Raw genomic sequence first — 25368 nt, forward strand, 5'->3', positions numbered from 1 at the left:
CGCCATGACCCGATTCGCTCTGGGGACGTTCGATGCAGGGGACGGCCCGTTTCCCGGCATCGTGATCGACGAGAACATTCACGACATCACCGCGTTCACCGACTATGCATCGACCGACGAGGTGTTGCAGGACTGGCCGAGGGCGTTCGATCGTCTCGCCGCCGAGGCCGACGCTCCGTCGACCCCGCCGACAGCTGCGTCCGCTGTGCGGACGTTGCCGCCGGTGGCACGAGCCGGCCAGATATACGGGGCCGGCGCCAACTATCGCGAGCATGTCATCCAGATGTCCGTCGCGCACAAACTCGGAACCGAAGGACTCTCCGAGGCTGCCCTCGCCGAGGAGGCCGCTCGCGACATCGACGAGAGAAAGGCGAACGGGGAGCCGTACGTGTGGACGGGCGTGCCGTCCGCGATCAGTGGCGCCTACGACGACGTCGTCCTGCCCGCCGCCTGGGACGACCACGACTGGGAGCTGGAACTGGGTGTTGTCATCGGGACACGCGCACACCACGTCTCGGTGGACGACGCCCTGGACCACGTCGCCGGCTACACCATCTGTAACGACCTGACCACGCGCAGCCTGGTGCCGCGCAAGGACATCGCCATGATGGGTACGGACTGGATGCGCGCCAAGAACTTCCCGACGTTCTACCCGACGGGCCCGTGGCTGGTTCCGGCACAGTTCGTCGACAACCCGCTCGATCTCGGGATTCGTCTGTCGCTCAACGGAAAGCTGATGCAGGACAGCAACACCGGCGACATGGTGTTCGGACCGGCCGAACTGATCTCCTACATCTCGAGGTTCGTCGCGCTCGAACCGGGTGACATGGTCATCACGGGATCGCCGCCGGGAAACGGATCCCACTGGGGTCGGTTCCTGCGTCCGGGCGATGTCATGGAATGCGAGATCGACGGCTTGGGAACGCAACGAACGGAATGCGTACGGGGAGACTGATTGGCTGAGCGACGGTGGCCCTCCTCCGCAAATGTTGGCGGAGGGCCACCGTCGCTCAGTGGTGTCGGAGAATCGACGCGGCGCGCTTGAGGTCGAAATCGACGGACGCGAGGGTGGTCCTGTCGATGGCGCCCGGGACGGCGAGAAGAGCGCGTGCGGAGCTGTGTGCTGCGGGGTGATTGATCGACTCGACGCAGACGAGTGTGTCCTGCTGGAAGCGAAGTATCGAGAATTTGCCTCTGCCGATGTCGCCGATCACAGTCACAGGACCCTCGGTGCGAGCGATGCCCGCGATCTGAATCTTCGTGGCGCCCTGGTGGCTCCAGAACCACGGCACGCGGTCGTACTCGGTGGGATGTCCAGTCAGGGTCTTGGCCAAGGTCCGTGCGTGGTCGACTGCGTTCTGGACCGACTCGAGTCGCGTGAGAAGTCCCGTGTGACGAGACGGGAATCGTGCGCAGTCACCGATCGCCCAGACGTGTGGGTCGGTGGTGCGGAAATACCCGTCCACGACGACGCCATCGTCTGTGCCCAGACCGCACTGCGCGGCAAGGACATCGTCGGGCAGCACCCCGACTCCCACGATCACCAGATCTGCCGGGTGTCGGGTTCCGTCGTCGGTGACCACGGTGTGCACCCTGCCGTCGGCGCCGAGAATTTCGGTGACGACGCGACCGAACTCGAATCGGACGCCGCGAGCCTCGTGCGCACCACGGACGTGTGCCGAGATCTGCGGGCACACTGCTCGCCCCATGGCGCGGGACCCGAGTTCGACGACAGTGACGTCGAGACCGCGATCGAGCGCTGCAGCGGCGAGCTCGAGTCCGATGAATCCGGCCCCGATGACGACGACCCGCCTTGCGTGCTCCAGTTCTGCCCGTACGGTCGCAGCGTCGCCCGCATCTCGGAGCCGACACACACCGGCGAGATCGACTCCGGGGATGTCGAGTCGGCGTGGCCGGGCGCCGGTCGCGAGCACCAGCGCCGAATAGTGCACAACCTGGCCACCGAACAGGGTGACCGTCCGTGCGGGGCGATCGATCGAGACCACCGGGTCACCTTCGACCAGTTCGACATCTCGGTCGGCGTAGAAGCTGCGTGCGCGCAGCGGTAGGTACTCCGGATCTGCGGTCTTCCCGAGGTAGTCCTTGGACAGCGGTGGACGTTGGTACGGCAGTCCGACCGCGGTGTCGACGAGGGTGATCCGACCCGAGAATCCCTCGGCGCGAAGTGAATCCGCCAGTTGGACGCCGGCGTGACCGGCTCCGGTGACGATCACGTGGTTCGTCGTCATACCTGAGTGTCCGGCAGGTCGACGACGATCTCTTCGAGGCGTCCTCCGACCACGATCTGGCATCCCAGGCGCGATCGTGCCGGATCGCGTTCGGTGGCGGTGCAGTCGAGCATCTCGTCCTCGTCCTCGCCGACCGGGGGCAGATGCTCGAGGTAGTCGTCGTGTACGAGAACGTGGCAGGTCGCGCACATCGCCTGACCGCCGCACTCGCCGACGATGCCGTCGACTCCGCCCGACACCGCGGCTCTCATGATCGACGTGCCATCCGCGACGTCGAGGGTGTCGGTACGGCCGTCGGCATGATCGAATCGAATAGTTGCCATGATGTCGCTCTCAGTCGTCCCAGGTGATGGGCAGGGTGGTCAGTCCCCGGAAGACCCAGCCGTTCCACTGTGTCTCCCGGCTGTGATCCACTCGGAGGGTGGGGAATGCGTCGAACAGTTTCGGAACGGCGATCTGTCCGATCGACGATTTTGCGGCCCAGTGACCCGCGCAGAGGTGAACGCCGCTACCGAACGCGAGATGTGGCAGTTTCGGGCGGTGGATGTCGAAGAGTTCGGGGTGGTCCGCCACATGGCGAGGATCTCGGTTGGCAGCGGCCACCACCACCCCCAGAGGTGCGCCTGCGGGCAGCGCGATGCCGCCGAGAACGGTCTCGCACGTGGTCTCACGCGGGTACATGCCGATCGGAGACAGCCATCGCGCGGTCTCGTCGAACACAGCGGTCCACGACGACGGGTCGGTCTGGACGTGGCGGCGCTGATCGGGATGGTTGTCGAGCGCCCACACCATGTTCGTGACCATGTGTTGTGGCTCGTTCATCCCGCCCGCGATGGTCAGTTTGACGTTCGCGGCCGCGGTGCGGTGGGGGAGGCCGCTCGCTACCAGCGCCGAGGTGATCGAGTGATCCGGGTGCTGCGCGTAGTGCGGAATCAGGTCGGCGAGAAGTTCGTCGATCTCGGTTCGGGCCGTGTCGGCGGCGTCCCAGATCCGTGCGTCGTCGAGGAGATTTCCGGTGCCGGCGATCAGCGCGTGCGACCACCGACTCATGGTGGTGGTGTCGACTCCGGGTAGACCGAGCATGTCGATCAGATTCTGTGATGCCAAGGGGGCGGCGAAGTCTCGGTTCAGATCTGCCTTGTCCGGGCCGGCGTCCGAGAGCGCGGCCAGGAAGCGGTCGGCGTTGCGATCGAAGATCGGGGCCCATACCTGCGTGACGGATCTGGGCCGTAGTGTCGGGTTGATGGCCTGACGTTCGACAGCGTGTTCGGGGTCGTCCTTGCGCAGCATCGGATTCTCTCCGAGTGCCCGGATCATCGTTGCTCCACTGCCGCTGACGCGCGCGGAGAAGACGGTTTGGTCGAGCTCGACGGAGTGACACTCCGGATACCCGGTGATCAGATACTTGTTCACCGCGGGAACCCACGTAACGGGCGACTCGGCGCGCAGTTTCTCGTACGTGTCGTAGGGATCCATCATCATGACGTGTGGATCGACCCAGTTCGCCGTGGGCGCGGTCAAGTCCGCCATGACGGCCTCCTGGTAGTTGTGTGGATCACATTGTGCTGTTAGTCGATTCCACATCACATGTTAATTCACGTAAAGTGCGCATTAGCGTGCTCAATCCTCTATCGAATCGAAGAAGCATGGCCTCGTTCACACTGCGGCAGCTCGAGCTGTTCTGCGCGATCCCCGATCATCCGACTCTGGGCGCTGCCGCGGCGGCGCTCCACATGTCCGAATCCGGCTTGTCGCATGCGATCACGGAACTGGAAAGAGTTGTGGGGGAGCAACTCTGCGTGCGTCGCAAAGCCCGAGGGGTGCAACTCACGCCCGCTGGGCAGTTCTTCGCAGTCCACGCACGGGCTCTGCTCGCGGATGCAGACGAGCTAGTGAGCCGTCTGGCCGCCGAACGTGGAGAGCTCGTGGGGCCGTTGTCGGTCGGGTGTTACGACGGCATCTCGACCACCATTCTGCCGGCCGTGCTCGACGGGTTCGCCTCGGCGCATCCTCGTGTCGACGTCCGCGTGCACACAGGACACGACGACGAGCTTCTGCCCATGCTGAATGCCGGTCGACTCGATGTGGCGATCACGTACGACATGTCGTTGACGGAGGAGTTCCGCAGCAGACCGATATACGACACCGAGGTGTTGGTCGTTCTGTCGGAACGACATCCGTTGGCCGACGCGGAGGCAGTGGACCTGTCGGAGTTGGCAGCGGATCCCTTCGTCCTGCTGGACACGACGCCCAGCGCAGCCAACACGAGACGCGTCTTCGAGGAGAGTGGGATCGTCCCGCGCACGGTGCTCGCGGTGCCCAATCTGGAACTCGTGCGGGTACTGGTCGCACGAGGTCTCGGCTACAGCCTGTTGATGTGGCGGCCCAACTACTCGATGACGACCCTCGAGGGTGGCTCCGTGGTGATGCTCCCGCTGGCTCCGCGTACCGGATTGTCGTCCGTCGTCGGAGTGTGGCCGAAGCATTCCACCCTCAGTCGGCGGGCAGACGCGCTTCTCACTCGTCTGCGGTGCGACCTGGGCTCAGTGCGGAGCGAATCCCGTCAGCACGGCGTCGAGTAGCGCCTCGGTCGAAGCGCGGTCGAGTTCGCCGGTCTGGAAGAGCAGCCGGAAGTAGATCGGTGCATACAGGGTCTCGGCGATGAGGTCGGGGTCCAACCCGGGGGTGAGATCTCCTTCCAACACGGCCCGTTCGATCAAGGACTGTGCCGCGGCGACCCGCCCCTTCCAGAACCGTTCCTTGAATTCTGCGAGAGTCGCAGCGTCGTACTGGCATTCGGCGATCAGCTGAGCGATGAGGCGGCCCTCGGGGCCGCTGTACACACGGGCCAGCGAGGCGAGGTGCTCGCGCAACGCGGCCAGGGCAGGACCGTCCTGTCTCACCGGGGTCTGCACGACGTGGTTGTCGATGAAGGAGTCGATCACGATTGCGGCCTTGTTCGGCCACCAGCGATAGATCGTCATTTTGCTGACGCCGGCCTGACGGGCGATGCTCTCGATGGACAACTTCTGCAGAGTTACTGCAGGGGTGCCTCCCCGGCCGTCGAGCAGTTCCATCGTGGCCTGTAGAACTGCCTTTCGGCTCGCTTCACTTCGTACCGCCATGCCGGACATGATACGGCTCGTATCGCTCCGCTCGGTGCACGCTGGCGACATGTCGGGCTGCCGTCGAGCATGTCACGGACGCGTGTCGTCAGCTTCCCGCAGCGTCGACGTCGGAACGGCGTTCGCAATCGGACGGTTCTGCTTTGTCGTCGGGTCTACGACTCCAGCAGGGACGTACGGAGCGGGCAGAGTCAAGAAGGCCACAGCGCATCCGGCGGTGAGCGCTGCGCAGACCAGCAGGGTCGCGGTGTATCCCCCGGTCGCGTCGTAGGAAGCGCCGATCGCGAGGGGCGCGATACCCGCAGCCACCACGAAACCCGCGTACATCCAAGAACAAGCGCGGGCGTATCCGCCCAGTGCGAAGGCCCGGTTCGCGGACCAATCGTCACCTTGGCACTGGGCGGACTGACCGGCAAATAGGTCGGCTCCACCTCAGCGCGGCTTGGCCAGACCGTGGCGTATTTCGACCTAAACGCCTGTGACGGTGCCGATTCCATCACCAGGCCGTCTCGGAATTGGACGCCCCAATGCGATACGAGCCGTCCAGTACCGTGTTACCCTCGTCACGGTGGTGATGCGAAGGTCTGTCACGGACGGCTCGAATGACACCACCTACACAGCATCCAGTGGTACTTGCGCCGGTCATCGACTCCGGCCGTAGGTGCAGCACCGCAGCAATTTCGGGGCGGCGCCTCGGCAACGACAGGAAGAGGACTCGACATGAGTGAATCCGATTCGCCAACAGGCTTGAGTGAGGGGACCTTCGGGCTCGCGAGACTATCGTGTTTCGGCGAGTCGGCGTTCAATGCCCTCGTACGTCCCGGCGGCGAGGTCGTCGACATTTCCTCGCGCTACTCCTCCTCGACCGCTCTGTATGCGAAATGGGACGCCACGTTCGACGAGTTGGATTCGGTGAGCAGGCAAGCACGGTCCACCGGTGTCGATTTCGCAGATTACGACGTTCTACCGCCCGTAGAACGCCCTCAAATATTCTGTGCGGGGTCGAATTACCGGCAGCATGCAGCCGAGATGTACACCTTCAACGCGGGTGCTTACCAGGAAGAACGGTTGCCGGGTGAAAAAGACGAAGCTTTCTTCGCGCGAAATTCGCAGTTCGTCACCGAAAAGCGGGCGAAGGGGATGCCGTTCATCTGGCTGGCGACTTTCGGATCGATGGTGGGACCGCACGACGACATTGCGCTCCCTCCGGTAGGGACCGCGCACGACTGGGAGGCCGAGCTGACAGTAGTCGTCGCCGGCGGATCCCCTCGAATGATGAACCCCGACGAAGCAGGTCTTTACATCGCGGGTTACACCATCGGCAACGACATGCACACCGGAGATCTGTACAGCCGCACGGACATCAAGTGGAATGCCGACTGGATCGCGAAACAGCAACCTACCTTCAAACAGGTCGGCCCCATGGTCGTGCCGAAACAATTCTTCCCTGTTCTCGGCTCCATGCAGATCGAGCTCGATCTGAACGGCGATCGAATGCAGGACTGGCCGGCGGACGACATGATCTTCTCCCCGGAGGAATACCTTGCCTACGCCTCCGAACGGGTGGCGCTGCTCGGTGGAGACCTGCTGATGATGGGTTCACCGCCTGGAAACGGGGGTGTACATGGGGGGCGCTGGCTGACCCCCGGCGACGTCGTCGACATCCGTATCGACGGTCTCGGATCGCAGCGACACAACGTGGTTGCCGAAGACACGGACGGACGTACGCCGTTCTTCGGGATGCCACCTTACGACGTATGTTCACGATAGGGGAGTTAACATGCTCAGGATCGAACACCCCGTTGTCGATGACGACGACACGATCAGCTGGAAGGGTCTGCTGCAGAACACGGACCACACTGTCATTCGTGTTCCGGACCTGGAAACCGCCATACGGTGGTACGAACAAGTCCTCGGTCTCGCAGTGGTCGAGGCGTCACACGGTCACGCTTACCTGGCGAGTCCGGTTACGGGCACAATCATTCTGGGGCTTCGGGAGGACGGAACCGGTCTCGCTTCGGTCAACTTCCGTGCCCGTACCTCGACAGCTTTCGATCTTCTCGGGTCGAAATTGGACAATGCGGGTATCGCAACCACAGTGGAATCAGAACGTCAGAGGCCAGGCGTACTGGAGACTTTGAGTTTGACCATTCCAACGGGGCACACCTTCGAAATCGTTCGCGCCGAAACGGACCCGCCCGCTGCACCTGTGTCAGGTGAGTATCGACCGGGAGCCATCGATGTTCGCACCAGTCACCTTCAGCTTCGAACGACCGACGTCAAGCACATGACTGAATTCCTCTCCGTCATGGGCTTTCGAAGCAGCACCTTCGTGAGTCTCCCCGGTAGCGACGGGTTCTTCATACAGTTTCTTCGAATCAACGAGTTTCACCACCAGATCGCCATTTTGACCGGGCAGAACGGCGTTCACCACGTCGCTCTCGAACTTGACGAGGCCGACTTCTGGCGCTTCCTCGACAACTTGCAGATGCTGAAGAACGCTGCCGAGTACGGGCCTGTCCGTCATCACGAGGGAAACATGCTCTCGATCTACGTCCGCGACCCGTTCGGCAATCGGATCGAGATCACCAGCACGATGGAAACTGTCGGGTTCGACTATGCCCCAACGGCGGCCGGTCACGAACCCTGGTATCACATGAACATGTGGGGGCCCCAACCACCGGAGAGCTGGGAAACCGAATGGATGTGACTGGCCGAGACGCGTCGGCCTCCACAACGGTCCCTGCAGGTGGTGTGGGGATGTCTCAGTTACCACGAAAGGGCAGGACATGACCGGAACCGAGAACGCTCCACTCACGTTGCAAGACGTACCTCGATATTTTGGGTCGACTTATGTGGATTTCGGAACGGGCCTTCACCTATGGGAAAGCGACGGGTGGAAGAACGAGTCGATGTCTTGGAAAACCGGAACATACATCGCTTCCAACCTCAGTGGAATTCCCGAGCTCACATTCAGCGGCCCTCACGCGCAAGACTATCTATCCAAAATCAGTATCAACAATGTCTACAACTGGCAGATCGGCAAGTCCAAACACCTGGTGATGCCAGACGAGAACGGCTTGATCGCACTGCATGCACTGACTGTTCGAGACAGCGAAGAATCCTTCCGGATGTTCGGGGCCGGAGTGCCATGGCCGGTCTACAAAGCTGCGACTCTTGGCGCGGGTGTCGACCTTACTGCGCGCGACATATTCATCTTCCAGATTGCTGGTCCGACGTCACTGCAAGTGCTCGAAAGACTGCTCGGCGAATCACTCCGGACCGTTGGTTTCCTCGAAATCAAGAAAATTCGCTTGCCGGGTCTGGACGCTGACATAGAAATCGAAATTTCCCGGATCGGAATGGTCGGGACCCTGGCGTATGAACTACGTGGCCCGCTCGATGCTGGGCCCACCGTGTTCGACGCAGTCCACAAAGCTGGGTCGGAATTCGGAATCAAACGTCTCGGATGGAGGACTTATGTCGTCAACCATACCGAAGGTGGATACCCGCAGCAGGCCTGCACGTTTACGTCGTCAGCATACGTGGACAGTGGATTCGTCTCAAATCCCATGTTCGGACCCACAGTTCTCGGCGCTGTCATGACCGGAAGTATCGATCCAGCAGATGTGCGATCACGATTGCGAACACCGCAGGAAGTGAACTGGGCATGGATGACGAAATTCGACCACGATTTCGCCGGACGCAGCGCGATCGAGGCGGAAGCGGCCGCTCCCCGCCGTAAAACAGTAACCCTTCGTTGGAACAAGGACGACGTCGTCGATGTCTTCGCTTCGCAATTCGATCCGGGCGAGGAGTACAAGAATTTCGAATTCCCTACTACTCCGCAGTCACCGGCCGGCGGTCACGCGGACCTTGTCACCCTCGACGGGAACCCGGTCGGGGTCTCATCGGTCGCGGTCTACTCGTATTACTACCGCCACATGATTTCACACTGCACAATCGACCTGGAGCACGCCGACGTCGGCCAAGAAGTCATGATTCACTGGGGCGATTACGGTCAGCGCATCAAGCTCATTCGCGCAACAGTAGAGCGCTTTCCGTATCTCGACCTGCCGTCGAACAAGTCGTACGACCTGTCCACTATCCCGTCGGGGGCGACGTCTCCAGCCACGCTGACATAGCTGGACGCAGAAGCTCGTTCCGATGCGGTGGTCTGCGGGTCCATCGCATCGGGAGGGTGACGTCCGAATGCGATCAGCTGCACGAGGTAGCTCGGAGCCGATCGACAATGAACTGCGATAGCCGAGATAGCAAGTAGAACAACAGGATTCGTTCAGTAGCTGGCGGATGTGCCGTCCGTCGCGGAGTCGATGTATTGGTGGGCAAGTGCTTCGGAGCCGCGGGCCAGAATCGCGGCGTCGGCTCCGACCAGTACGAACGTCGCACCCGCGCGAACGTACGATGTGGCTTGTTCGGCGACGAAGGCGTTGACCCCGTGGGGCTTTCCTGTTGACGCGATGGCCCCGAACGCTTCCTTCACCGCGGCCACGACGTCGGGATGATTCTGCTGGCCGAGTAGCCCCATCGAGGCAGACAGATCACTGGGTCCGAGAAAGACACCGTCGATCCCGGGCGTTTCCGCGATAGCTGCTGCGTTGGTTACCCCTTCGGCGGTCTCGATCTGGACGAACACCGAGACGTGGTCGGCTCCGTTCGTCAGGTATTCCTCGACTCGATTCCATCGCGCAGATCGAGCGAGCGCACTGCCGACACCGCGCCGTCCGACTGGTGGGTACTGGGCCGCGGCGGACACCTCGCGGGCCTGCTCGGCCGTCGAGATCATCGGCACCAGGATGTTCTGAGCACCCAGGTCCAAGACCTGCTTGATCACCACTTCATTGCCGACGGGTACACGGACGACCGGTGTCACGGGATAGGCGGACACTGCATAGAGCTGTGCAAGAACGGATTCCAGGCCGTTGGGTGCGTGCTCCATGTCGATGAGAACCCAGTCCAGACCTGATCCGGCCATGATCTCGGCGGCCACCGGAGAACCGGTGGTGACCCAGCCGCCGTACAGCGGCCGGTCCGTCTCTGCCAGCGCGTCCCGGAACGTCGTGTTCAGTCGAAGCGGCATGAGATCGTCCCCATCGGTCCGTAGTCGGCGAGGACGCTGTCTCCTCGATGCACCCACATCGGGCGGGTGAAGGAGCCGGCCAAGACAATCTCGCCGGCTTCGAGCCGATCGCCGTGCTGGGCAAGCTTGTTGGCCAACCAGGCCACACCCGTCGCCGGGTGATTCAGTACCGCGGCCGCGACCCCGGACTCCTCGATCGTCTCGTTTCGATACAGCAACGCCGAGATCCACCGCATGTCCACAGAAGCGGGATCGGTCGGGTTACCGCCGTAGACCATCGCTCCCAGCGCCGCGTTGTCGCTGATCGTGTCGACGATGGTGCGACCCTCCATTTCGATCCTCGAACTGAGAATCTCGAGTGCCGGAACAACGTACTGCGTTGCCTTCAGAACATCGAAAATCGTCGCCGTCGGGCCCGCGAGCGGACTCCCGAGAACGAAGGCCAGTTCGACCTCGATCCGCACATTGGAGAAACGGCCGTGCTCGATCACCGAGCCGTTGTCGAAGACCTGATCGTCGAAAATCGCGCCGTAGTCAGGCTCGGTGATACCGGTCGCTAACTGCATCACCTTGCTCGTCAAACCAATCTTGCGGCCGACCAGGCGCCGACCGGATTCGACCTTGCGTCGTCGCCACTCGTTCTGCACCGCGTACGAATCCTCGAAGGTCATGTCGGGATAGCGTGCCGTCAGTCGCGGAATCATCGTCCGCGTCCGTTCCGCTTCTTCGAGTTGGTCGGCGATGGCCGTGATGGTGTTCGGGGGGAGCATGAATTCTCCTGTGACGTGAAGGAACGAGTCGTTGCTACAGCTGTGCGCCGAGCTTGAACTCGCCCTTCTTCCAGTCCGGCATCTCGTCGGTGTCCTCTTTGCGGGTGTACGAGAAGCCGTCCGCACCAATCGTGACGGCCAGTTCGGAATCGTCCGTCCTCGCGACGACCGGCTTCGGGTTGCCGTCGAGGTCTAGGACGATCGATGCGTCGGTGTACCAGCTGGGAACAACTGGGGTGCCCCACCAATCGCGCCGCTGATTGTCGTGGACGTCCCAGGTGACAACTGGATTGTCGGGATCGCCGGTGTAGTAGTCCTGGGTGTAGATCTCGATGCGGTGCCCGTCGGGGTCACGTAGGTAGAGGTAAAAAGCGTTCGAGACGCCGTGGCGTCCGGGCCCACGTTCGATGTGGTCGGACATCCGCAGTGATCCGAGTTTGTCGCAGATGGCGATGATGTTGTGCTTCTCATGGGTGGCGAACGCGACGTGGTGCATCCGGGGTCCGTCGCCTCCGGTCATCGCGGTGTCGTGGACGGTCGACTTGCGGCGCATCCACGCCGCGTAGGTGGTGCCGGCCTCGTCCTGGATGTCTTCGGTGACGCGGAAGCCGAGATCTTCCATGTAGGCCACCGCGCGCGGAACGTCCGGCGTGACCTGGTTGAAGTGGTCCAATCGCACCAGCGCACCGGGGGTGTAGAGGTGGTAGTGCCAGGCGAGGCGTTCGACGTGCTCGACGTCGTGAAAGAACTCGTAGGGGAAGCCGATGGGATCTTCGACGCGAACCGAATCACCGATGCCCTTGTTGTACCCGTGAGGGTTTCGTTCCACGCGGCAGCCGAGTTCGGTGTAGAACGCGACGGCCTTGTCCAGGTCTTCGGGGCTGCGGACGCGGTAGGAGAATGCGGCGACACCGGCGACCGGACCTTTGCGCAGCACGAGATTGTGGTGGATGAATTCCTCGAACGAGCGGAGGTAGACGGCGTTCTCGTCTTCGGCGGTGACGACGAGGCCGAGCACGTCGACGTAGAACTTGCGCGAGCGTTCGAGGTCGGTGACGACGAGTTCCATGTACGCGCAGCGAAGGACGTCCGGGGCTGCGGACTGCGGTGTCGGCACGGGATTCGTGGAGCGGACGGGGCTGGTCGATGTCACGACGGGCTCCGGTGAGGCGGGGGTGAGGATCATGTCGAGGTCCTTGGGGAGGAGAAATGGCGTGGGGTCAGTGGTGGTCTACGTCGGCTTTGCCGAAGGTGGGGTTGTGCACCTTGCCGAGGGTGATGTGCACTGCCTGCTGCTGGGTATAGAAGTCGATGGAGCGGTATCCGCCTTCGTGCCCGAGTCCTGACGCCTTGACGCCGCCGAACGGGGTGCGCAGGTCTCGCACGTTGTTGGAATTCAGCCAGACCATGCCGGCGTCGATGGCCTGGGCAAAGTTGTGTGATCGCTTGAGGTCGTTGGTCCAAACATAGGCCGCCAGACCGTATTTGACGCCGTTGGCCAGCGCGAGAGCTTCGTCCTCTGTGTCGAACGGGGTGATCGCCACGACGGGTCCGAAAATTTCCTCCTGGAAGATGCGGGCGTCCGGTGCGACATCGGCGAATACGGTGGGACTGACGAAGTTGCCCTGCTCGAACCCGTCGGCCCGGCCGCCGCCCGCGACGAGACGCGCCTCGGACTTGCCGATCTCGATGTAGCTCATGACCTTGTCGTAGTGCTCGGGGTGCACGAGGGCACCGACTTCGGTCGCGGGATCGTGTGGGTAGCCGACCTTCACGCGCTTCGCCTGTGCCGCATAGCGCTCGACGAAGTCGTCGTAGACGGAGCGTTCGACGAGGATGCGGCTGCCGGCGGTGCAGCGTTCACCGTTGAGGGAGAACACGCCGAAGATGGTGGCGTCGATTGCTGCCTCGAGGTCGGCGTCGGCGAAGACGATGGCCGGACTCTTGCCGCCCAGTTCCATCGACAGACCCTTGAGGAACGGTGCGGCGTTACCGAAAATCAGCTGGCCAGTGCTCGATTCGCCGGTGAACGAGATGAGCGGAACGTCGGGGTGCTTGACGAGGGCGTCGCCGGCGTCCTCGCCGAGGCCGTTGACGAGGTTGAAGACACCGTCGGGCAGCCCGGCTTCCTCGAAGATGCCGGCCCACAGCGACGCCGAGAGCGGGGTGAACTCCGCGGGCTTGAGCACGACGGTGTTGCCGGTGGCCAATGCGGGGCCCAGCTTCCACGATTCGAGCATGAACGGGGTGTTCCACGGCGTGATCAGTCCGGCGACTCCGATCGGGGTGCGGTTGACATAGTTGATCTGTCGACCGGGCACCTTGTAGGTGTCGTCCGCTTGCGCCACGATGAGGTCGGCGAAGAAGCGGAAGTTCTCTGCCGCGCGTCGGGCCTGTCCGAGTGCCTGGGTGATCGGCAGTCCGGAGTCGAAGGATTCGAGCTCGGCCAGACGTGCGTCGCGGGATTCGACGATGTCGGCGATGCGGTGCAGGATCCGAGAACGTTCGCGCGGCAACATCGTCGGCCACGGGCCGTCGGTGAACGCTCTGCGGGCTGCAGCGACAGCGCGGTCGATGTCGGCCTTTTTGCCGGCGGAGGCCTGCAGATAGACCTCGTTCGACACTGGATCGAGGACGTCGAAGGTGTCGCCGTCGACCGAGTCGACGAACTGCCCGCCGATGTAGTGCTGGATGCGGGTGGGAAGGTCCGCCGGGACGTGGCGGCGAGCAGTGTCGGACACGGTATGGGTCATGGGGTCTCCGTTCGAGAGGTTTCGGATCGGGTCAGAAGTCTGGAAGGCCGAGGCTCTCGCCGGGGTGCTCATGGATCAGATAGGCGTCGAGGGTGGCGGAGCGGTGCCGACGGGCGGCGTCCTCGATACGCGAGAGTGGCGCGCTCGCTTCGATCAGCGCGACGATGTCCTCGTGTTCGGAGACCGACTCGCGGGCGCGTCCGGGTACGAAGGTGAACGTCGATGCGCGTAGATGACCGAGTCGGCCCCATTCGGCGTCCACCAAAGCCGCGAGCCGGGGGTTCGGGCACTTGGCGAACAGGATCGAGTGGAACTGCTGGTTCAGCGTGGTGAACAGGCGGGGTTCGAAGTCGCTGAGCGACTCGATCATTCGTTCGTTGACCGAGCGGGCGCGTCGGATGTCGTCGTCGGAGAGTCGCCGAGCGGCCATCGCGGTCGCAGCGCCCTCGAGCACGCTCAGCGCCTGCATGCTGTATCGGTATTGGGAGTCGTCGACCATTGCTACGTGCGCTCCGACGTTGCGTTCGAACGTCACGAGCCCCTCGGCCTCGAGTTGCCGGATGGCCTCGCGCACCGGAACCACGCTCATGTCGAGGTCTTTGGCAATGGAACCGAGAACGAGCCGGTACCCGGGCGTGTACTCCTGACGTGCGATGCGGTCCTTGACGAAGTGGTAGGCAAGTTGGGACTTGCTCCGGGTCACCGGTTGTCCTGACGCCATTGCTCGTACCGTCCTTTCCACTCGGCGTTCGGCGGAAACAGCCCGTCGACAGCGTGGCCGGCCGCGACCTGCTCGGCGATCCAGGCGTCCTGGTTCTCCTGCGCGAGTGCAGCATCGACGACTTCCTGCACGAGATTCGGAGGGATGACGATGACTCCGTCGTTGTCGCCGACGATGACGTCACCGGGCTGCACGGTCGTGCCGCCGCATGCGATGGTGACGTCGTGGTCCCACGGAACGTGGCGTCGACCGAGGACGGCCGGGTGCGGGCCGGCTGAGAAGACAGGCAGGCCGGTGTCGGCGACGGCGTCGCGATCTCGGACGCCGCCGTCGGTGACGATTCCGGCTGCGCCGCGGGCGCGAGCACGCAGCGCGAGTATGTCACCGAGGGTGCCGGAACCCTTCTCCCCGCGAGCCTCGATGACGATGACCTCGCCCGACTCGACGGCATCGAAAGTGCGCTTCTGGGCGTTGTAGCCGCCGCCGTGCGAGTCGAAGAGGTCTTCGCGGTTGGGCACGAACCGCAGGGTTCTCGCGGTGCCGACCAGCTTCACTCCTTCGGTCAGAGGCGTGACACCGTCGATCGTCACGTTGTTCAGGCCGCGTTTGCGCAATTGCTGGGACAGGCCGGCGACGGGTACTTCGACGAGTTTGGCGCGCAGCGTGTCCGTCAGTTCGAAGGCGGGTGGGGGTGCCTGCAGGCCAGCTGCCTCGGCCGACCCCCAGGCCTCGCGTCGCTGGACATCGTCGACAGCGGGTGTCGAACCCAGGGTGTCGTCGAACGGGGTGGTGCCCTGCACGACGGTGGTGGTGAGCCGGCCTGAGCTGAGCTCGGCGGGGGAGTCGGGGACGTCGACCTCGACCTCGACTTTATCGCCGGGCACGACGACGGAGGAGCCCGCGGGTGTTCCGGTGAGGACGACGTCGCCGGGTTCGAGGGTGAGGTGTTGGGACAGGTCGGCGACGAGTTGGGCGATCGGGAAGATCATGCCGGCGGTGGTGTCGGTCTGCGCGAGGGAACCGTTGACCCAGGTCCGGATGCGGAGGGAGGCCGGGTCGACGCGGCGTGCGTCGATGACTCGGGGTCCGAGCGGAGTGAAGCCGTCACCCCCCTTCGAGCGGACGTTGGAGCCCCTGTCGTTCGCGCGCAGGTCGTAGATGCCGAAGTCGTTCGCCGCGGTCACTCCGCTGACATGGCTCCAGGCGTCGTCGACGCCGACACTGCGCGCCGCGGTACCGATGATCACCGCGATCTCGCCCTCGAAGGCCAATAGCTCTGTGCCACTGGGCCGTTCGATGGTGCTGCCGGTCATCGCCACCGAGCTCGACGGCTTGAGGAAGTAGGACGGGTGCGCTGGGCGCCGACCGCGTTGATCGGCTCGCGATGCGTAGCTGAGGTGAACGGCGATGATCTTCCCCGGCCGCATCGAAGGCTCCACGGAATCCGTGGCGCCCGGCGCTACATCGGTGGTCATGAGGTCTCCTGCGTCTTTCGGGCCTTGCATCGTATTTCAAATCATATACGATAAGTGACGCAGATCGCAATGGATCCCCCTCGAGCCCTGTGGCACACGAGGTGTGGGACAACCAAGGAGCCAGCAATGAGTGCACCTCAGCGGCCGGAACACTCCGGTCCCATCACGGACAGAGAACGTCGACGCGTCGTGTTCGCGGCCGTCGTCGGCACCACGGTCGAGTGGTACGACTTCTTCGTCTACGCCGCAGCGGCGGGACTTGTCTTCGGGCAGTTGTTTTTCCAGCCCGCGGGGGAGGGTGTGGCGACCATTCTCTCCTTCCTCACCGTCGGCATCAGTTTTCTGTTCCGCCCTATCGGCGCCTTCCTGGCGGGCCACTACGGAGACCGATACGGGCGCCGTGTCGTCTTGATGGTCACGCTGGTGCTGATGGGCGTGGCCACGACGTTCGTCGGGTTGCTGCCCACCTACGCCGCCATCGGCGTCGCCGCCCCGGTCATGTTGATCGTGCTGCGGATCCTGCAGGGCATTTCCGCCGGCGGTGAATGGGGCGGCGCAGTCCTCATGGCTGCCGAGCATGCTCCGAGCCACAAGCGCGGTGTCTACGCAGCCGCACCGCAGGTCGGCGTCCCCCTCGGACTGTTGCTCGCGTCGGGTGTCATGGCGCTCATGACCTTCGTCGCTCCCGGAGAGCAGTTCCTGCAGTGGGGATGGCGGGTGCCGTTCCTGCTCTCGGTGGTGCTGATTCTGATCGGGCACTACATTCGCCGACGGGTAGAGGAAAGTCCGGTGTTCCTCGAGATCGCCGACCGGAAGGAACAGACGAAGACACCGATCGTGGAATTGTTCCGCCACCATTGGAAGCTCGTCATCGTTGCTGCGCTGGTCTTCTCGGGGAACAGTGCCGTCGGATACATGACCACGGGCGGCTACATCCAGAACTATGCGACGAACCCCGACGGCCCCGTCGGACTCGACCGCGGGCCCGTGCTGTGGGCGGTCGCGGGGTCGGCTATCACCTGGCTGATCTTCACGTGGATCGGCGCGACGGTCAGTGACCGGATCGGCCGAAGGTCGACCTACCTGCTCGGCTGGGCACTTCTGCTCGGGGCACTCGTTCCGCTCTTCCCTCTGGTCGAGACGGCCAACATCTGGTTGCTACTCCTGGGGCTGGTGCTGCTGACCATCGGCCTCGGCTTCACCTATGGTCCCCAAGCTGCGCTGTACGCAGAACTGTTCCCCGCCTCGGTGCGTTTCTCCGGTGTGTCGATCTCCTATGCCGTCGGAGCGATCCTGGGCGGCGCATTCGCTCCGATGATCGCCGCCGCGTTGGTGCGTGCAACCGGAAGTACCACCGCGGTAACCGCCTACCTCGTGGCGGGTGTCCTCGTCAGTGTCGTCGCGACTCTTCTGCTACGCGATCGCAAGGGAATTCCCCTCGGCCCGGACCACGAGGCCGAACAATCAGTGAGTCCGATCAGAACAACGGCAAAGGTCTGACATGCAATTTCACCACCACGGTTACGTCTCCGGCGACCCTCGCGTTCAGCCTGCCGCGGGCGTCGGAGTGAATCGGCCCGACGACCTGCCCGACGAAATCGACGTTCTCATCGTCGGAACGGGACCGGCAGGCATGATGACCGCCGCCCAGCTCTCGCAGTTCCCGGGCGTCACTACCCGCATCGTCGAGAAGCGCAACGGCCGACTGGCCATCGGGCAGGCCGACGGCATCCAGGCGCGCAGCGTGGAGACCTTCCAGGCGTTCGGCTTCGCCGACCGGATCACGGCCGAGGCGTACCGCATCACCGAGATGGCGTTCTGGAAGCCGGACCCGCAGGACCCGTCGCGCATCGTGCGCACCGCGCGCACTCCGGACGACGCCGTCGGAATCAGCGAGTTCCCGCATCTGATCGTCAATCAGGCGCGGGTCCTGGACTATTTCGCCGAGTTCATGGCCAATGCCCCCACCCGGATGCGACCCGACTTCGGATACGAGTTCCGCACTCTCGAGATCGGCGAAGGCGAGTACCCGGTAGTCGTCACCTTGGTCCGCACGGGCGGCGAGCACGCCGGCCAGGAATGCACCGTGCGTGCCAAGTACGTAGTCGGATCCGACGGCGCCCGCAGCGCCGTGCGCGACACCATCGGATGCCGACCGGTGGGAGACAAAGCCTTCCACGCGTGGGGTGTGATGGACGTGCTCGCCGTCACCGACTTTCCCGACATCCGCACCAAGTGCGCGATCCAGTCCGGCTCCGGTGGCAGCATTCTGCACATCCCCCGCGAGGGCGGGCACCTGTTCCGCATGTACGTCGACCTCGGCGAGGTGGCACCGGACGACAACGGCAAGGTCCGCACCACCAGCATCGAGCAGATCATCGCGCAGGCCAACGAGATCCTGCACCCGTACACGCTCGACGTCCGAGACGTGGCGTGGCACAGCGTCTACGAGGTCGGCCACCGTGTCACCGACCGCTTCGACGATGTGCCCGCGGAGGAGGTGGGCGTGCGTACCCCACGCGTGTTCATCACCGGGGACGCCTGCCACACGCACAGCGCCAAGGCAGGACAAGGCATGAACGTGTCCATGCAGGACGGATTCAATCTCGCGTGGAAGTTGGGGCACGTCCTCGAGGGACGTAGTCCGGAGTCATTGCTCTCGACGTACACCGCCGAGAGGCAGGTCATCGCGCAGAATCTTATCGACTTCGACAAGCAGTGGTCGTCGATGATGGCCACTCGCCCCGAGGATTTCGACAGTCCGTCGGAGCTCGAGGAGTTCTACGTCAAGACGGCGGAGTTCCCGGCGGGCTTCATGACCGAGTACGCACCGTCGATGATCATCGACGACGGCGAGCACCAGCATCGCGCGACCGGTTTCACGATCGGCAAGCGGTTCAAGTCGGTCCAGGTGACCAGGGTCTGCGACGGAAATCCCGTCCATCTCGGCCACCAACATCGCGCGGACGGACGGTGGCGGATCTACGTCTTCGCCGATGCCGCCGGCAGCGCCGGCCCCGCGGTCTCACACCTCGCGTCATGGCTCCTGAAGTCCCCGGACTCTCCGGTCGTGCGCTACACGCCGCCCGGCCATGATGCCGAAAGCATGTTCGACATCAAGGTCGTTCACCAGCAGCCGCATGTCGAGATCGATCTGGGAGAGGTTCCCGCGGCGTTCCTGCCCACGGTGGGGCGATTCGAGCTGACCGACTACGAGAACGTGTTCGCCGCCGGCCCCGGAACGGACATCTTCGACGAGCGCGGCATCGACCGCGACGGCGCCATAGTCGTAGTACGCCCGGATCAGTATGTGGCACAAGTTCTGTCGCTCGATGCCACCGCATCGCTGGCGAGCTTCTTCGCCGCGATCATGATCGCGCAGCCCGATGCAGCCCAGACGGAGGAATTGGTATGACGACCGATGGCCAGTCAGTGCCGATCTGTCGCGAATGCGCGTTCTGGGCGCGACGGGGTCGGTCCTGCCGAGCAGTGCCTACGAGTGGGTTAACCGCTTGTTCGGCAACCGGGTCGCACCCGCGTCGACGAGGGCGGCACCGATGTGGTTAGCGCTTTTGCCGGATTCGTACCCAGCGAACCGGTGCGGGCCGGGGAGTTGACCGTGCCGTGTCCGGGTGTTGGTCGACCGCGTCGAAGTGGGCGCTTGTGACTGACGCGGCGTGCTCGGTGATGGGCATCGTGAACGTCACCCCCGATTCGTTCTCCGACGGAGGTCTGTTCGACACCACGGAGTCGGCGATTCGGCGCGGTGTGGCGTTGTGGGAGCAGGGCGCAGCGGTGATCGACGTGGGCGGCGAGTCCACCCGGCCCGGTGCGGAGCGTGTCGATGTGAAAGTCGAACTCGCGCGGGTACTTCCGGTGGTGAGCGAGCTGTCCGCGGCGGGTGTGGTGGTCAGTATCGACACCACGCGCGCGGTCGTGGCGCGGCGGCGGGGGCGGTGATCGTCAACGATGTCAGCGGCGGATTGGCGGACCCGGATATGGGTCCGACGGTCGCCGACACCGGCGTGAAGTGGGTGTTGAACCATTCTCGGGGGAGCAGCCGGGACATGTATTCGGCTGCGGTCTACACCGACGTGGTGTCGGAGGTGCGTGAGGAATTGTCGATGCGTGTCGACGATGCGCTCGACGCGGGTGTCGACCTTTCTCGTCTCGTGCTCGATCCGGGTTTGGGTTTCGCCAAGGTGGGTGAGCAGAACTGGGAGTTGCTGAGGAACCTCAATACGTTCGTGGGCATGGGATTTCCGGTGTTGATCGGGGCATCCCGAAAAGGATTTCTGGCGTCCGTGCTGATGAACGGGGATCGGCGTCCCGCTGCGGACCGAGACCCGGCCACAGTCGCGGTGACCGTTGCGGCGGCGCGGGCGGGAGTGTGGGGAGTGCGGGTACACGAGGTGGCACCGTCCGTCGAAGCGATCGCCGTGGTGTCGATGCTGGACCGTAGGAGTCCGCAGGACCGTTCGAGCCAGTCGTTGGCCGTACGGACGTTAGGTGAGCGTTGAAGAGAAAGGGTGTTTCGGTGAGGTCGTGACGGACGCGCAACCGGTGAGCTTCCACCTGATCGAAATCATGCGCAGGGAGATGGCCGGAACCATGGTTTCGCTCGGGCGCGGATGTCTACCGGGCATCGAGCGGGCCAGGCTGATCGAGAGTGGAGTTCTGCGCGTGGGAACAGTGCCCGCCGAGTCGCTGGAGACGTACTCCGGATGTGGCGGTGTTCAACTCGTTGCTAAGGTGGCGGCCGGCCCTTATGGCCGACGGGGGCACCGCTGGGCGTGAAGTGAATCGTTCGCCTAGTGTCCGTTGCCATTTCGCATCATGCGGCAGGTAACCTGTTATCGAAATTGTTGCTGGAGTTCCCGCCCCGTACGCGGGTGGGACTTAGCCGGCGCAGCGCGTCAGATCTAAATCACCACCGCGCCGGAAACCACCTGCGCGAGTTCTTCATTTGGTGGTTGCCGAGTACAAATCGACAGGTTCGAAACCCGCGCCGTAATGTGAATCGAACCTTACAGGTCGAGCAGCAAAGGCGCTTCGCACGAACGTGATACGCAGACCATCATGCTATCGCCGGCGTCCTGCTCGGCTTGCGTCAATACGCTGTCTCGATGTTGAGGAGTTCCGTCCAGCACTATCGTCTCGCAGGTACCACATGTTCCTTCTCTGCACGAGGCCGGAACAACCACACCTGCATCCTCGAGAACATCGATCAAAGCTCGTTCGGCGGGCACGTGTAGGGACAAGTCCGAACGAGCGAGGCGAACGTCGAACGAGCTGGTCGGCAGATCGACGTCTTTCGGTGTGAATCGCTCGGTGTGGATAGCGCCTTCGGGCCACGCCGCTGATTCCTTGTCTACCGCGTCCAAGAGACTCTTCGGACCGCAGCAGTAGACGGCGGTACCCGGGTCCGGCTCTGCCAGCAGGTGTCGAACGTCCAGTCGGCGGCCATTGTCGGCGCTGGCGATGCGCACCCGAGAGTCGTCGGCCAGCCGATCTGCATAGGCCATAGTCGATCGCGTACGTCCGCAGTAGTCGAGGGTCCAATCGCCACCGCGATCGTTGACAGCATTGATCATCGGAAGCAATGGGGTGATACCGATGCCACCTGCGATGAAGACATACTTTGCGGCGGACTCGAGTTCGAAGTGATTGCGAGGACCTGAAATTGCGAGTACGGAGCCCACCGATACTGTGTCGTGAAGATGGACGGACCCACCCCGGCCCCGCGATTCACGCAACACAGCGATGCGGTACGTGTCCAAGTCGTGGGAGTCGCCGCACAGCGAATACTGGCGAATCAGGCCGCCAGGAAGGTGAAGGTCGATATGCGATCCGGGCGTCCACTCCGGTAGTCGGCCGCGGCCACCGATCGTCAGTTCGACGACGTTGTCGGCGACACCGCGGCGAGCCAGAACTTCGACAGTGATCGTCTTGACGGGCTCCGCAGTCTCGGCGGGCCGCATCCACGAGGGAATGCCGATGCTCACGATGTCGCTCCCACCGGGGTGAAACGCGCGGTGAGCTTGCTGATGTGTGCATAGTCACCACCGGTGAACACGTAGTCCGGCGAGGCCGATTCCAGTTCCAGATCAGGCAGGCGCGACAGCAGTTCCTCGAGGCATACGCGGAGTTCCATCCTGGCCAACGGAGCACCGGGGCATGTGTGGAGGCCGGCCCCGAAGGCCAAGTGGCGATTGCGCCCGCGATCGAGTCGAAATTCTGCCGGGCATTCGAAGACCGCCGGGTCGCGATTGGCTGCTGCCCATCCCAGGTAGACGTCAGCGCCCGCAGGGATGTCCACTCCGGCAACCGTGGAGTCGAGCGTCGCACGGCGAAAGAAGCCGAAGAACGGGGGCCGCAGTCGCAATGCCTCCTCCACCGCGACCGGTACGAGGTCTGGATCGGCGATGAGCCTGTCGCGAACGTCGGGACGACTGAACACTTCATAGATGAGACTGCTGATTCCGGAGGTGGTCGTGTGATGGCCCGCGCCGAGGAAGCCGGTGAGGACCGACATGTAACCGTCGTCGTCGAGAGGCTTTCCGTCGACTCGTGCGGTTGTCAGGTAGGTCAGATAGTCGTCGCGGGGGTTTTCTTGTCGTTCATGAATTTCCTTCAGCGCAATTTCTGCAAAGGCTCCGATCCGCGCGCCGAACTCCGCCGGGTCACCCAGCGCGGCGAACATCGCGATCGCGCGGTCCCGCACTTCGGGAATGAGGTCTCCGTCAATGCCCACGAGTCGGCAGATCGCCTCCGCCGGAACCACTTCGGCAAGTTCCGCCACCAGGTCGGCCGTCCCGTTCGTGACGAAAGTGCCGATCTGCCTCTGCACGTCTACTCGAACCAGGGGTTCCATCACCTTGACGACGTGTGGGGTGACGGCGAGATCGAACAAAGCTCGCCAGTCACCGTGTCGTGGTGGGTCCATCTCCAACGCGGCAAGCGGGGCGCGAGGCAACACGGGGCGCAACACCTGTGGCTCGGAAGAGAATCTGCGGTGGTCAGCGGCCGCCGTCCTGACCGCCGAGTGGGCGAGCATGAGATGAAAACCTCCGTGCTCCTCGCTGTGCGCGACGGGGCAACGTGACCGCGCCTCGTCGAACACTTCCAGTGCCCGATTCGGTGACATGGTGTGCGCGCTGAACTGATCGACTCCGACGTCGGCGGTGTTGGGCGTAGTAGACACGGACTCTCCTCAATGTGTGACGTGCACAACAGATCCGATCACCATCGACCGTCGGGGTCCACCACCAAGAATGTGGTGACACTCATGCGGGAGGAGTATCGGCTCCGGTACCGCGCATAGGTCCCGCGCGGGCGGGTACTCGAGGCTCACCCGGTACGAAGCAGGCGATGTTGCGTCCGATACCCGCCGCGAGTGCCGACGACACTCCCGACGTCGGAGTGGCGAGGCGTGGTGGTCGCATTGGGCAACGGCATCAGCGAGGTTGACCAGCCAGAACATCAGTGTCGACGCCGGTTCTTCGATCTTGGAGGGACGCCGCCGCGAAAAATGCTGTCGGAGTTTCGAGAATGTCGTTAACTCTTCGTATCTCAGAATTCTCACGGCGCAGAGCGTCCTTCGCCGCGATGACGAATCGGATGGCACTATCTGCTCACCGAAATCGCCGTCGCCACTTATTTATTCGACGAAATGGCCTCCTCGCCATGTGTGGGCGCGCTGCACCTAGTCCAGTTTTGAGGACCAGGCACGGTGCGTGAGCGATGACGGCGTGACGACAGGAGTGGGAGTCGAATCGGAGTGCTCGTGAGTCGCCAACCCGTGCTAAGAGAATCCATGTCGAGCGGTCGTGCGAATCATGCGAATCATGCGAATCATGCCGGCATTGTGAGACTCGTCCCCGAGTCCTTGCGTCCATCGTTGTTGGTCGGCTTCGCAAAAACGCGACAGAAGACCGCGATCACCACAGCCGTTGCGAAAGTGGCGAGGAGTTGTGTTCGTGTCGGTGCGTTGGTAGCTGACAATGCAACGATCACCGCAAGCATCACGAGTGCGAGGTAGGACGTGTACGGAAATCCCCACATGGGTGCACGGGTCACTGAGCCTGCTCGTTGCGCACGTCGGCGAAGGATGATGTGCGATACCGCGACGATGGTCCACAGGATCAGTGTCGTTGCACCGACGACGTTGAACAGAACCCCGAGAACGCGACCTGGCTTCAAATACTCGAAGATCTCCCGGTTTGAGCCACGTAGGCGCGCGACTGAGAAGTCCAATCGTCGTTCTGGCGCCGAAGGATCTCGATAGCAATATCCACATCGCCCACGTGGGCGCGATCCGAATCAAGTTAGCTGCCAAAAACATACAGGCGATCGATTGTAAGCAGTTTAGTCGGGTCTGAGTTGTATGTCCCCGCGCGGTCGACGATCTCTTCTACGTAGCGGTCCGCTGTTTTACGAGTAATGGGCCGCGCGAATGAAGCCAGCGCCAGAGCGTTTCCGCTGGTTGTCGTTACCCAGTAGTCGGTGTCGGCACCTGTTCGTTCAAGATATGCAGCAGCCACAGGTTGTCCGAGCGCAGCGTCGGCTTCACCCCGAGAAATGTGGAGGGATTCTGCGCCGACTCCGGCAATGTGGGGGATCCGAAAGCAGCGGGCCAAGGTTCGGGCTTCGGAAGCGGGCAGACCGGCAATAGTCTCATCCTTGGAGATGCGCACTCGGGTACCTTTTCACATCCTTGGCTGGGTTAGTTGGCAACAGACCAAGACGCATTTATATTCAATTTCTACTGCTGAACTCAAGGCACGAGATGTCGCAGTAAAGCATATGGGCGACGGCGTTCAATGCCGAGATTCAGATTGCGTGGCAGCCGGTTTCGTCGCACACCACGCCGTCGGCTTCGGTGATGCCGCACGCGTACCCGGATTCGCACACGTACTCTGTCGGCCCTGGCTCCGGAACTACTTGTTCCTGCAGGAATTCGTCGCGCACGCTTTGGCAGTAGTCCGAGTATCCGGTCACGGTCCTGTCCGACCAGGTCGTCGCGACTGGGTCATACCCTGACTGGCACCCGACAATCGTGACGGGAGTCGGTTCCGGCACAACAGGTGCTGGTGCCTCCGGTGGAGCGACCGCGGCCGTGGTGGACGACGGTGGCGTCGTCGCCTCGCTGGACACCGTTGTCGTCACAGATGT

At 63.1% G+C, this 25368-nt stretch carries 24 protein-coding genes and 1 pseudogene; 9 read left to right on the top strand and 16 right to left on the bottom strand.

What is annotated here, in order from left to right; all coding sequences use genetic code 11:
- The first annotated feature begins 4 nt into the window (after window positions 1-4).
- Entirely contained in the window at window positions 5-955 is a 951-nt protein-coding gene (locus IEW02_RS23015; protein ID WP_188547381.1) for a fumarylacetoacetate hydrolase family protein, read from the top strand.
- Window positions 956-1010: 55 nt separating this feature from the next.
- Here IEW02_RS23015 and IEW02_RS23020 read toward each other — a convergent pair whose 3' ends face one another.
- Genes IEW02_RS23020 through IEW02_RS23030 form a run of 3 tightly spaced genes read right to left on the bottom strand, consistent with a single transcriptional unit; the run spans window position 1011 to window position 3779 of the window.
- Window positions 1011-2249, bottom strand: a complete 1239-nt coding sequence (locus IEW02_RS23020) for an NAD(P)/FAD-dependent oxidoreductase (RefSeq protein ID WP_188547383.1) — start codon at window positions 2247-2249, stop codon at window positions 1011-1013.
- Window positions 2246-2572: a 2Fe-2S iron-sulfur cluster-binding protein gene (locus IEW02_RS23025; RefSeq protein ID WP_188547386.1), complete on the bottom strand. Its 327-nt coding sequence runs from the start codon at window positions 2570-2572 to the stop codon at window positions 2246-2248. The genes IEW02_RS23020 and IEW02_RS23025 overlap by 4 nt, the downstream gene beginning before the upstream one ends.
- A gap of 10 nt (window positions 2573-2582) precedes the next feature.
- Complete coding sequence (locus IEW02_RS23030) at window positions 2583-3779, bottom strand: cytochrome P450 (protein ID WP_188547388.1); 1197 nt, start codon at window positions 3777-3779, stop codon at window positions 2583-2585.
- A 116-nt stretch (window positions 3780-3895) separates the two neighbouring features.
- Between IEW02_RS23030 and IEW02_RS23035 the strand changes: the two genes are divergently transcribed.
- Window positions 3896-4831 (top strand): LysR family transcriptional regulator, encoded by a 936-nt coding sequence (locus IEW02_RS23035; protein ID WP_188547390.1) that lies wholly within the window; start codon window positions 3896-3898, stop codon window positions 4829-4831.
- Here IEW02_RS23035 and IEW02_RS23040 read toward each other — a convergent pair.
- A complete protein-coding gene (locus IEW02_RS23040; RefSeq protein ID WP_188547392.1) occupies window positions 4793-5374 on the bottom strand; it encodes a TetR/AcrR family transcriptional regulator in 582 nt (193 codons plus the stop codon). The genes IEW02_RS23035 and IEW02_RS23040 overlap by 39 nt on opposite strands.
- Before the next feature lie 72 nt (window positions 5375-5446).
- The gene (locus IEW02_RS23045) at window positions 5447-5683 is read right to left on the bottom strand and encodes a hypothetical protein (protein ID WP_188547394.1); all 237 of its coding nucleotides are present in this window, start codon (window positions 5681-5683) and stop codon (window positions 5447-5449) included.
- Window positions 5684-6094: 411 nt separating this feature from the next.
- Here IEW02_RS23045 and IEW02_RS23050 point away from each other — a divergent pair, with 411 nt between their 5' ends.
- The 3 genes from IEW02_RS23050 to IEW02_RS23060 all read left to right on the top strand — a co-directional run bounded on the left by IEW02_RS23050 (window position 6095) and on the right by IEW02_RS23060 (window position 9519).
- Window positions 6095-7144 (top strand): fumarylacetoacetate hydrolase family protein, encoded by a 1050-nt coding sequence (locus IEW02_RS23050; protein ID WP_188547396.1) that lies wholly within the window; start codon window positions 6095-6097, stop codon window positions 7142-7144.
- A gap of 10 nt (window positions 7145-7154) precedes the next feature.
- Window positions 7155-8084 carry a VOC family protein gene (locus IEW02_RS25490; RefSeq protein WP_188547398.1) on the top strand — a complete coding sequence of 310 codons (930 nt, stop codon included), beginning with the start codon at window positions 7155-7157 and terminating at the stop codon, window positions 8082-8084.
- A 79-nt stretch (window positions 8085-8163) separates the two neighbouring features.
- On the top strand, window positions 8164-9519 hold the full coding sequence (locus IEW02_RS23060; protein ID WP_188547400.1) for an aminomethyl transferase family protein: 1356 nt from the start codon (window positions 8164-8166) through the stop codon (window positions 9517-9519).
- Window positions 9520-9671: 152 nt separating this feature from the next.
- Here the strand turns inward: IEW02_RS23060 and IEW02_RS23065 are convergent, their stop codons facing one another.
- Genes IEW02_RS23065 through IEW02_RS23090 form a run of 6 tightly spaced genes read right to left on the bottom strand, consistent with a single transcriptional unit; the run spans window position 9672 to window position 16194 of the window.
- The gene (locus IEW02_RS23065; protein WP_188547402.1) at window positions 9672-10475 is read right to left on the bottom strand and encodes an HpcH/HpaI aldolase family protein; all 804 of its coding nucleotides are present in this window, start codon (window positions 10473-10475) and stop codon (window positions 9672-9674) included.
- On the bottom strand, window positions 10460-11245 hold the full coding sequence (gene hpaH / locus IEW02_RS23070; protein WP_188547404.1) for a 2-oxo-hept-4-ene-1,7-dioate hydratase: 786 nt from the start codon (window positions 11243-11245) through the stop codon (window positions 10460-10462). Before hpaH ends, IEW02_RS23065 begins: the two co-directional genes overlap by 16 nt.
- A 34-nt stretch (window positions 11246-11279) precedes the next feature.
- Window positions 11280-12431 (bottom strand): 3,4-dihydroxyphenylacetate 2,3-dioxygenase, encoded by a 1152-nt coding sequence (gene hpaD, locus IEW02_RS23075; RefSeq protein ID WP_188547407.1) that lies wholly within the window; start codon window positions 12429-12431, stop codon window positions 11280-11282.
- A gap of 34 nt (window positions 12432-12465) precedes the next feature.
- On the bottom strand, window positions 12466-13998 hold the full coding sequence (hpaE, locus tag IEW02_RS23080) for a 5-carboxymethyl-2-hydroxymuconate semialdehyde dehydrogenase (RefSeq protein ID WP_188547408.1): 1533 nt from the start codon (window positions 13996-13998) through the stop codon (window positions 12466-12468).
- 31 nt (window positions 13999-14029) lie between these two features.
- The gene (locus tag IEW02_RS23085) at window positions 14030-14719 is read right to left on the bottom strand and encodes a GntR family transcriptional regulator (RefSeq protein WP_188547410.1); all 690 of its coding nucleotides are present in this window, start codon (window positions 14717-14719) and stop codon (window positions 14030-14032) included.
- Window positions 14698-16194: a fumarylacetoacetate hydrolase family protein gene (locus tag IEW02_RS23090; RefSeq protein ID WP_188547412.1), complete on the bottom strand. Its 1497-nt coding sequence runs from the start codon at window positions 16192-16194 to the stop codon at window positions 14698-14700. Before IEW02_RS23090 ends, IEW02_RS23085 begins: the two co-directional genes overlap by 22 nt.
- Before the next feature lie 126 nt (window positions 16195-16320).
- On the opposite strand from IEW02_RS23090, the gene IEW02_RS23095 reads away from it, so the two are divergent.
- The 4 genes and pseudogenes from IEW02_RS23095 (at window position 16321) to IEW02_RS23110 (ending at window position 20991) form a co-directional block, all read left to right on the top strand.
- Window positions 16321-17694, top strand: coding sequence for an MFS transporter (locus tag IEW02_RS23095; protein ID WP_188547414.1), 1374 nt, complete (start codon window positions 16321-16323; stop codon window positions 17692-17694).
- A gap of 1 nt (window position 17695) precedes the next feature.
- Window positions 17696-19609, top strand: a complete 1914-nt coding sequence (locus IEW02_RS23100; RefSeq protein ID WP_188547416.1) for an FAD-binding monooxygenase — start codon at window positions 17696-17698, stop codon at window positions 19607-19609.
- Window positions 19610-19881: 272 nt separating this feature from the next.
- A pseudogene (gene folP, locus IEW02_RS23105) lies at window positions 19882-20714 on the top strand (dihydropteroate synthase).
- Window positions 20704-20991 carry a hypothetical protein gene (locus IEW02_RS23110; RefSeq protein ID WP_188547418.1) on the top strand — a complete coding sequence of 96 codons (288 nt, stop codon included), beginning with the start codon at window positions 20704-20706 and terminating at the stop codon, window positions 20989-20991. The pseudogene folP and the gene IEW02_RS23110 overlap by 11 nt, the downstream one beginning before the upstream one ends.
- 230 nt (window positions 20992-21221) lie before the next feature.
- Here IEW02_RS23110 and IEW02_RS23115 read toward each other — a convergent pair whose 3' ends face one another.
- From IEW02_RS23115 to IEW02_RS23135, 5 genes are all read right to left on the bottom strand, one after another.
- Window positions 21222-22199 carry a PDR/VanB family oxidoreductase gene (locus IEW02_RS23115; RefSeq protein WP_229746257.1) on the bottom strand — a complete coding sequence of 326 codons (978 nt, stop codon included), beginning with the start codon at window positions 22197-22199 and terminating at the stop codon, window positions 21222-21224.
- A complete protein-coding gene (locus IEW02_RS23120) occupies window positions 22196-23398 on the bottom strand; it encodes a cytochrome P450 (protein WP_188547419.1) in 1203 nt (400 codons plus the stop codon). Before IEW02_RS23120 ends, IEW02_RS23115 begins: the two co-directional genes overlap by 4 nt.
- Before the next feature lie 650 nt (window positions 23399-24048).
- A complete protein-coding gene (locus IEW02_RS25495; RefSeq protein ID WP_371829991.1) occupies window positions 24049-24450 on the bottom strand; it encodes a hypothetical protein in 402 nt (133 codons plus the stop codon).
- Between the two features lie 71 nt (window positions 24451-24521).
- Window positions 24522-24890 (bottom strand): hypothetical protein, encoded by a 369-nt coding sequence (locus tag IEW02_RS23130; protein ID WP_188547423.1) that lies wholly within the window; start codon window positions 24888-24890, stop codon window positions 24522-24524.
- A 136-nt stretch (window positions 24891-25026) separates the two neighbouring features.
- The gene (locus IEW02_RS23135) at window positions 25027-25194 is read right to left on the bottom strand and encodes a hypothetical protein (RefSeq protein ID WP_188547425.1); all 168 of its coding nucleotides are present in this window, start codon (window positions 25192-25194) and stop codon (window positions 25027-25029) included.
- Window positions 25195-25368: the final 174 nt, after the last annotated feature.

Origin of the sequence: Rhodococcoides trifolii (assembly GCF_014635345.1) — a bacterium.
GTDB lineage: Bacteria > Actinomycetota > Actinomycetes > Mycobacteriales > Mycobacteriaceae > Rhodococcoides > Rhodococcoides trifolii.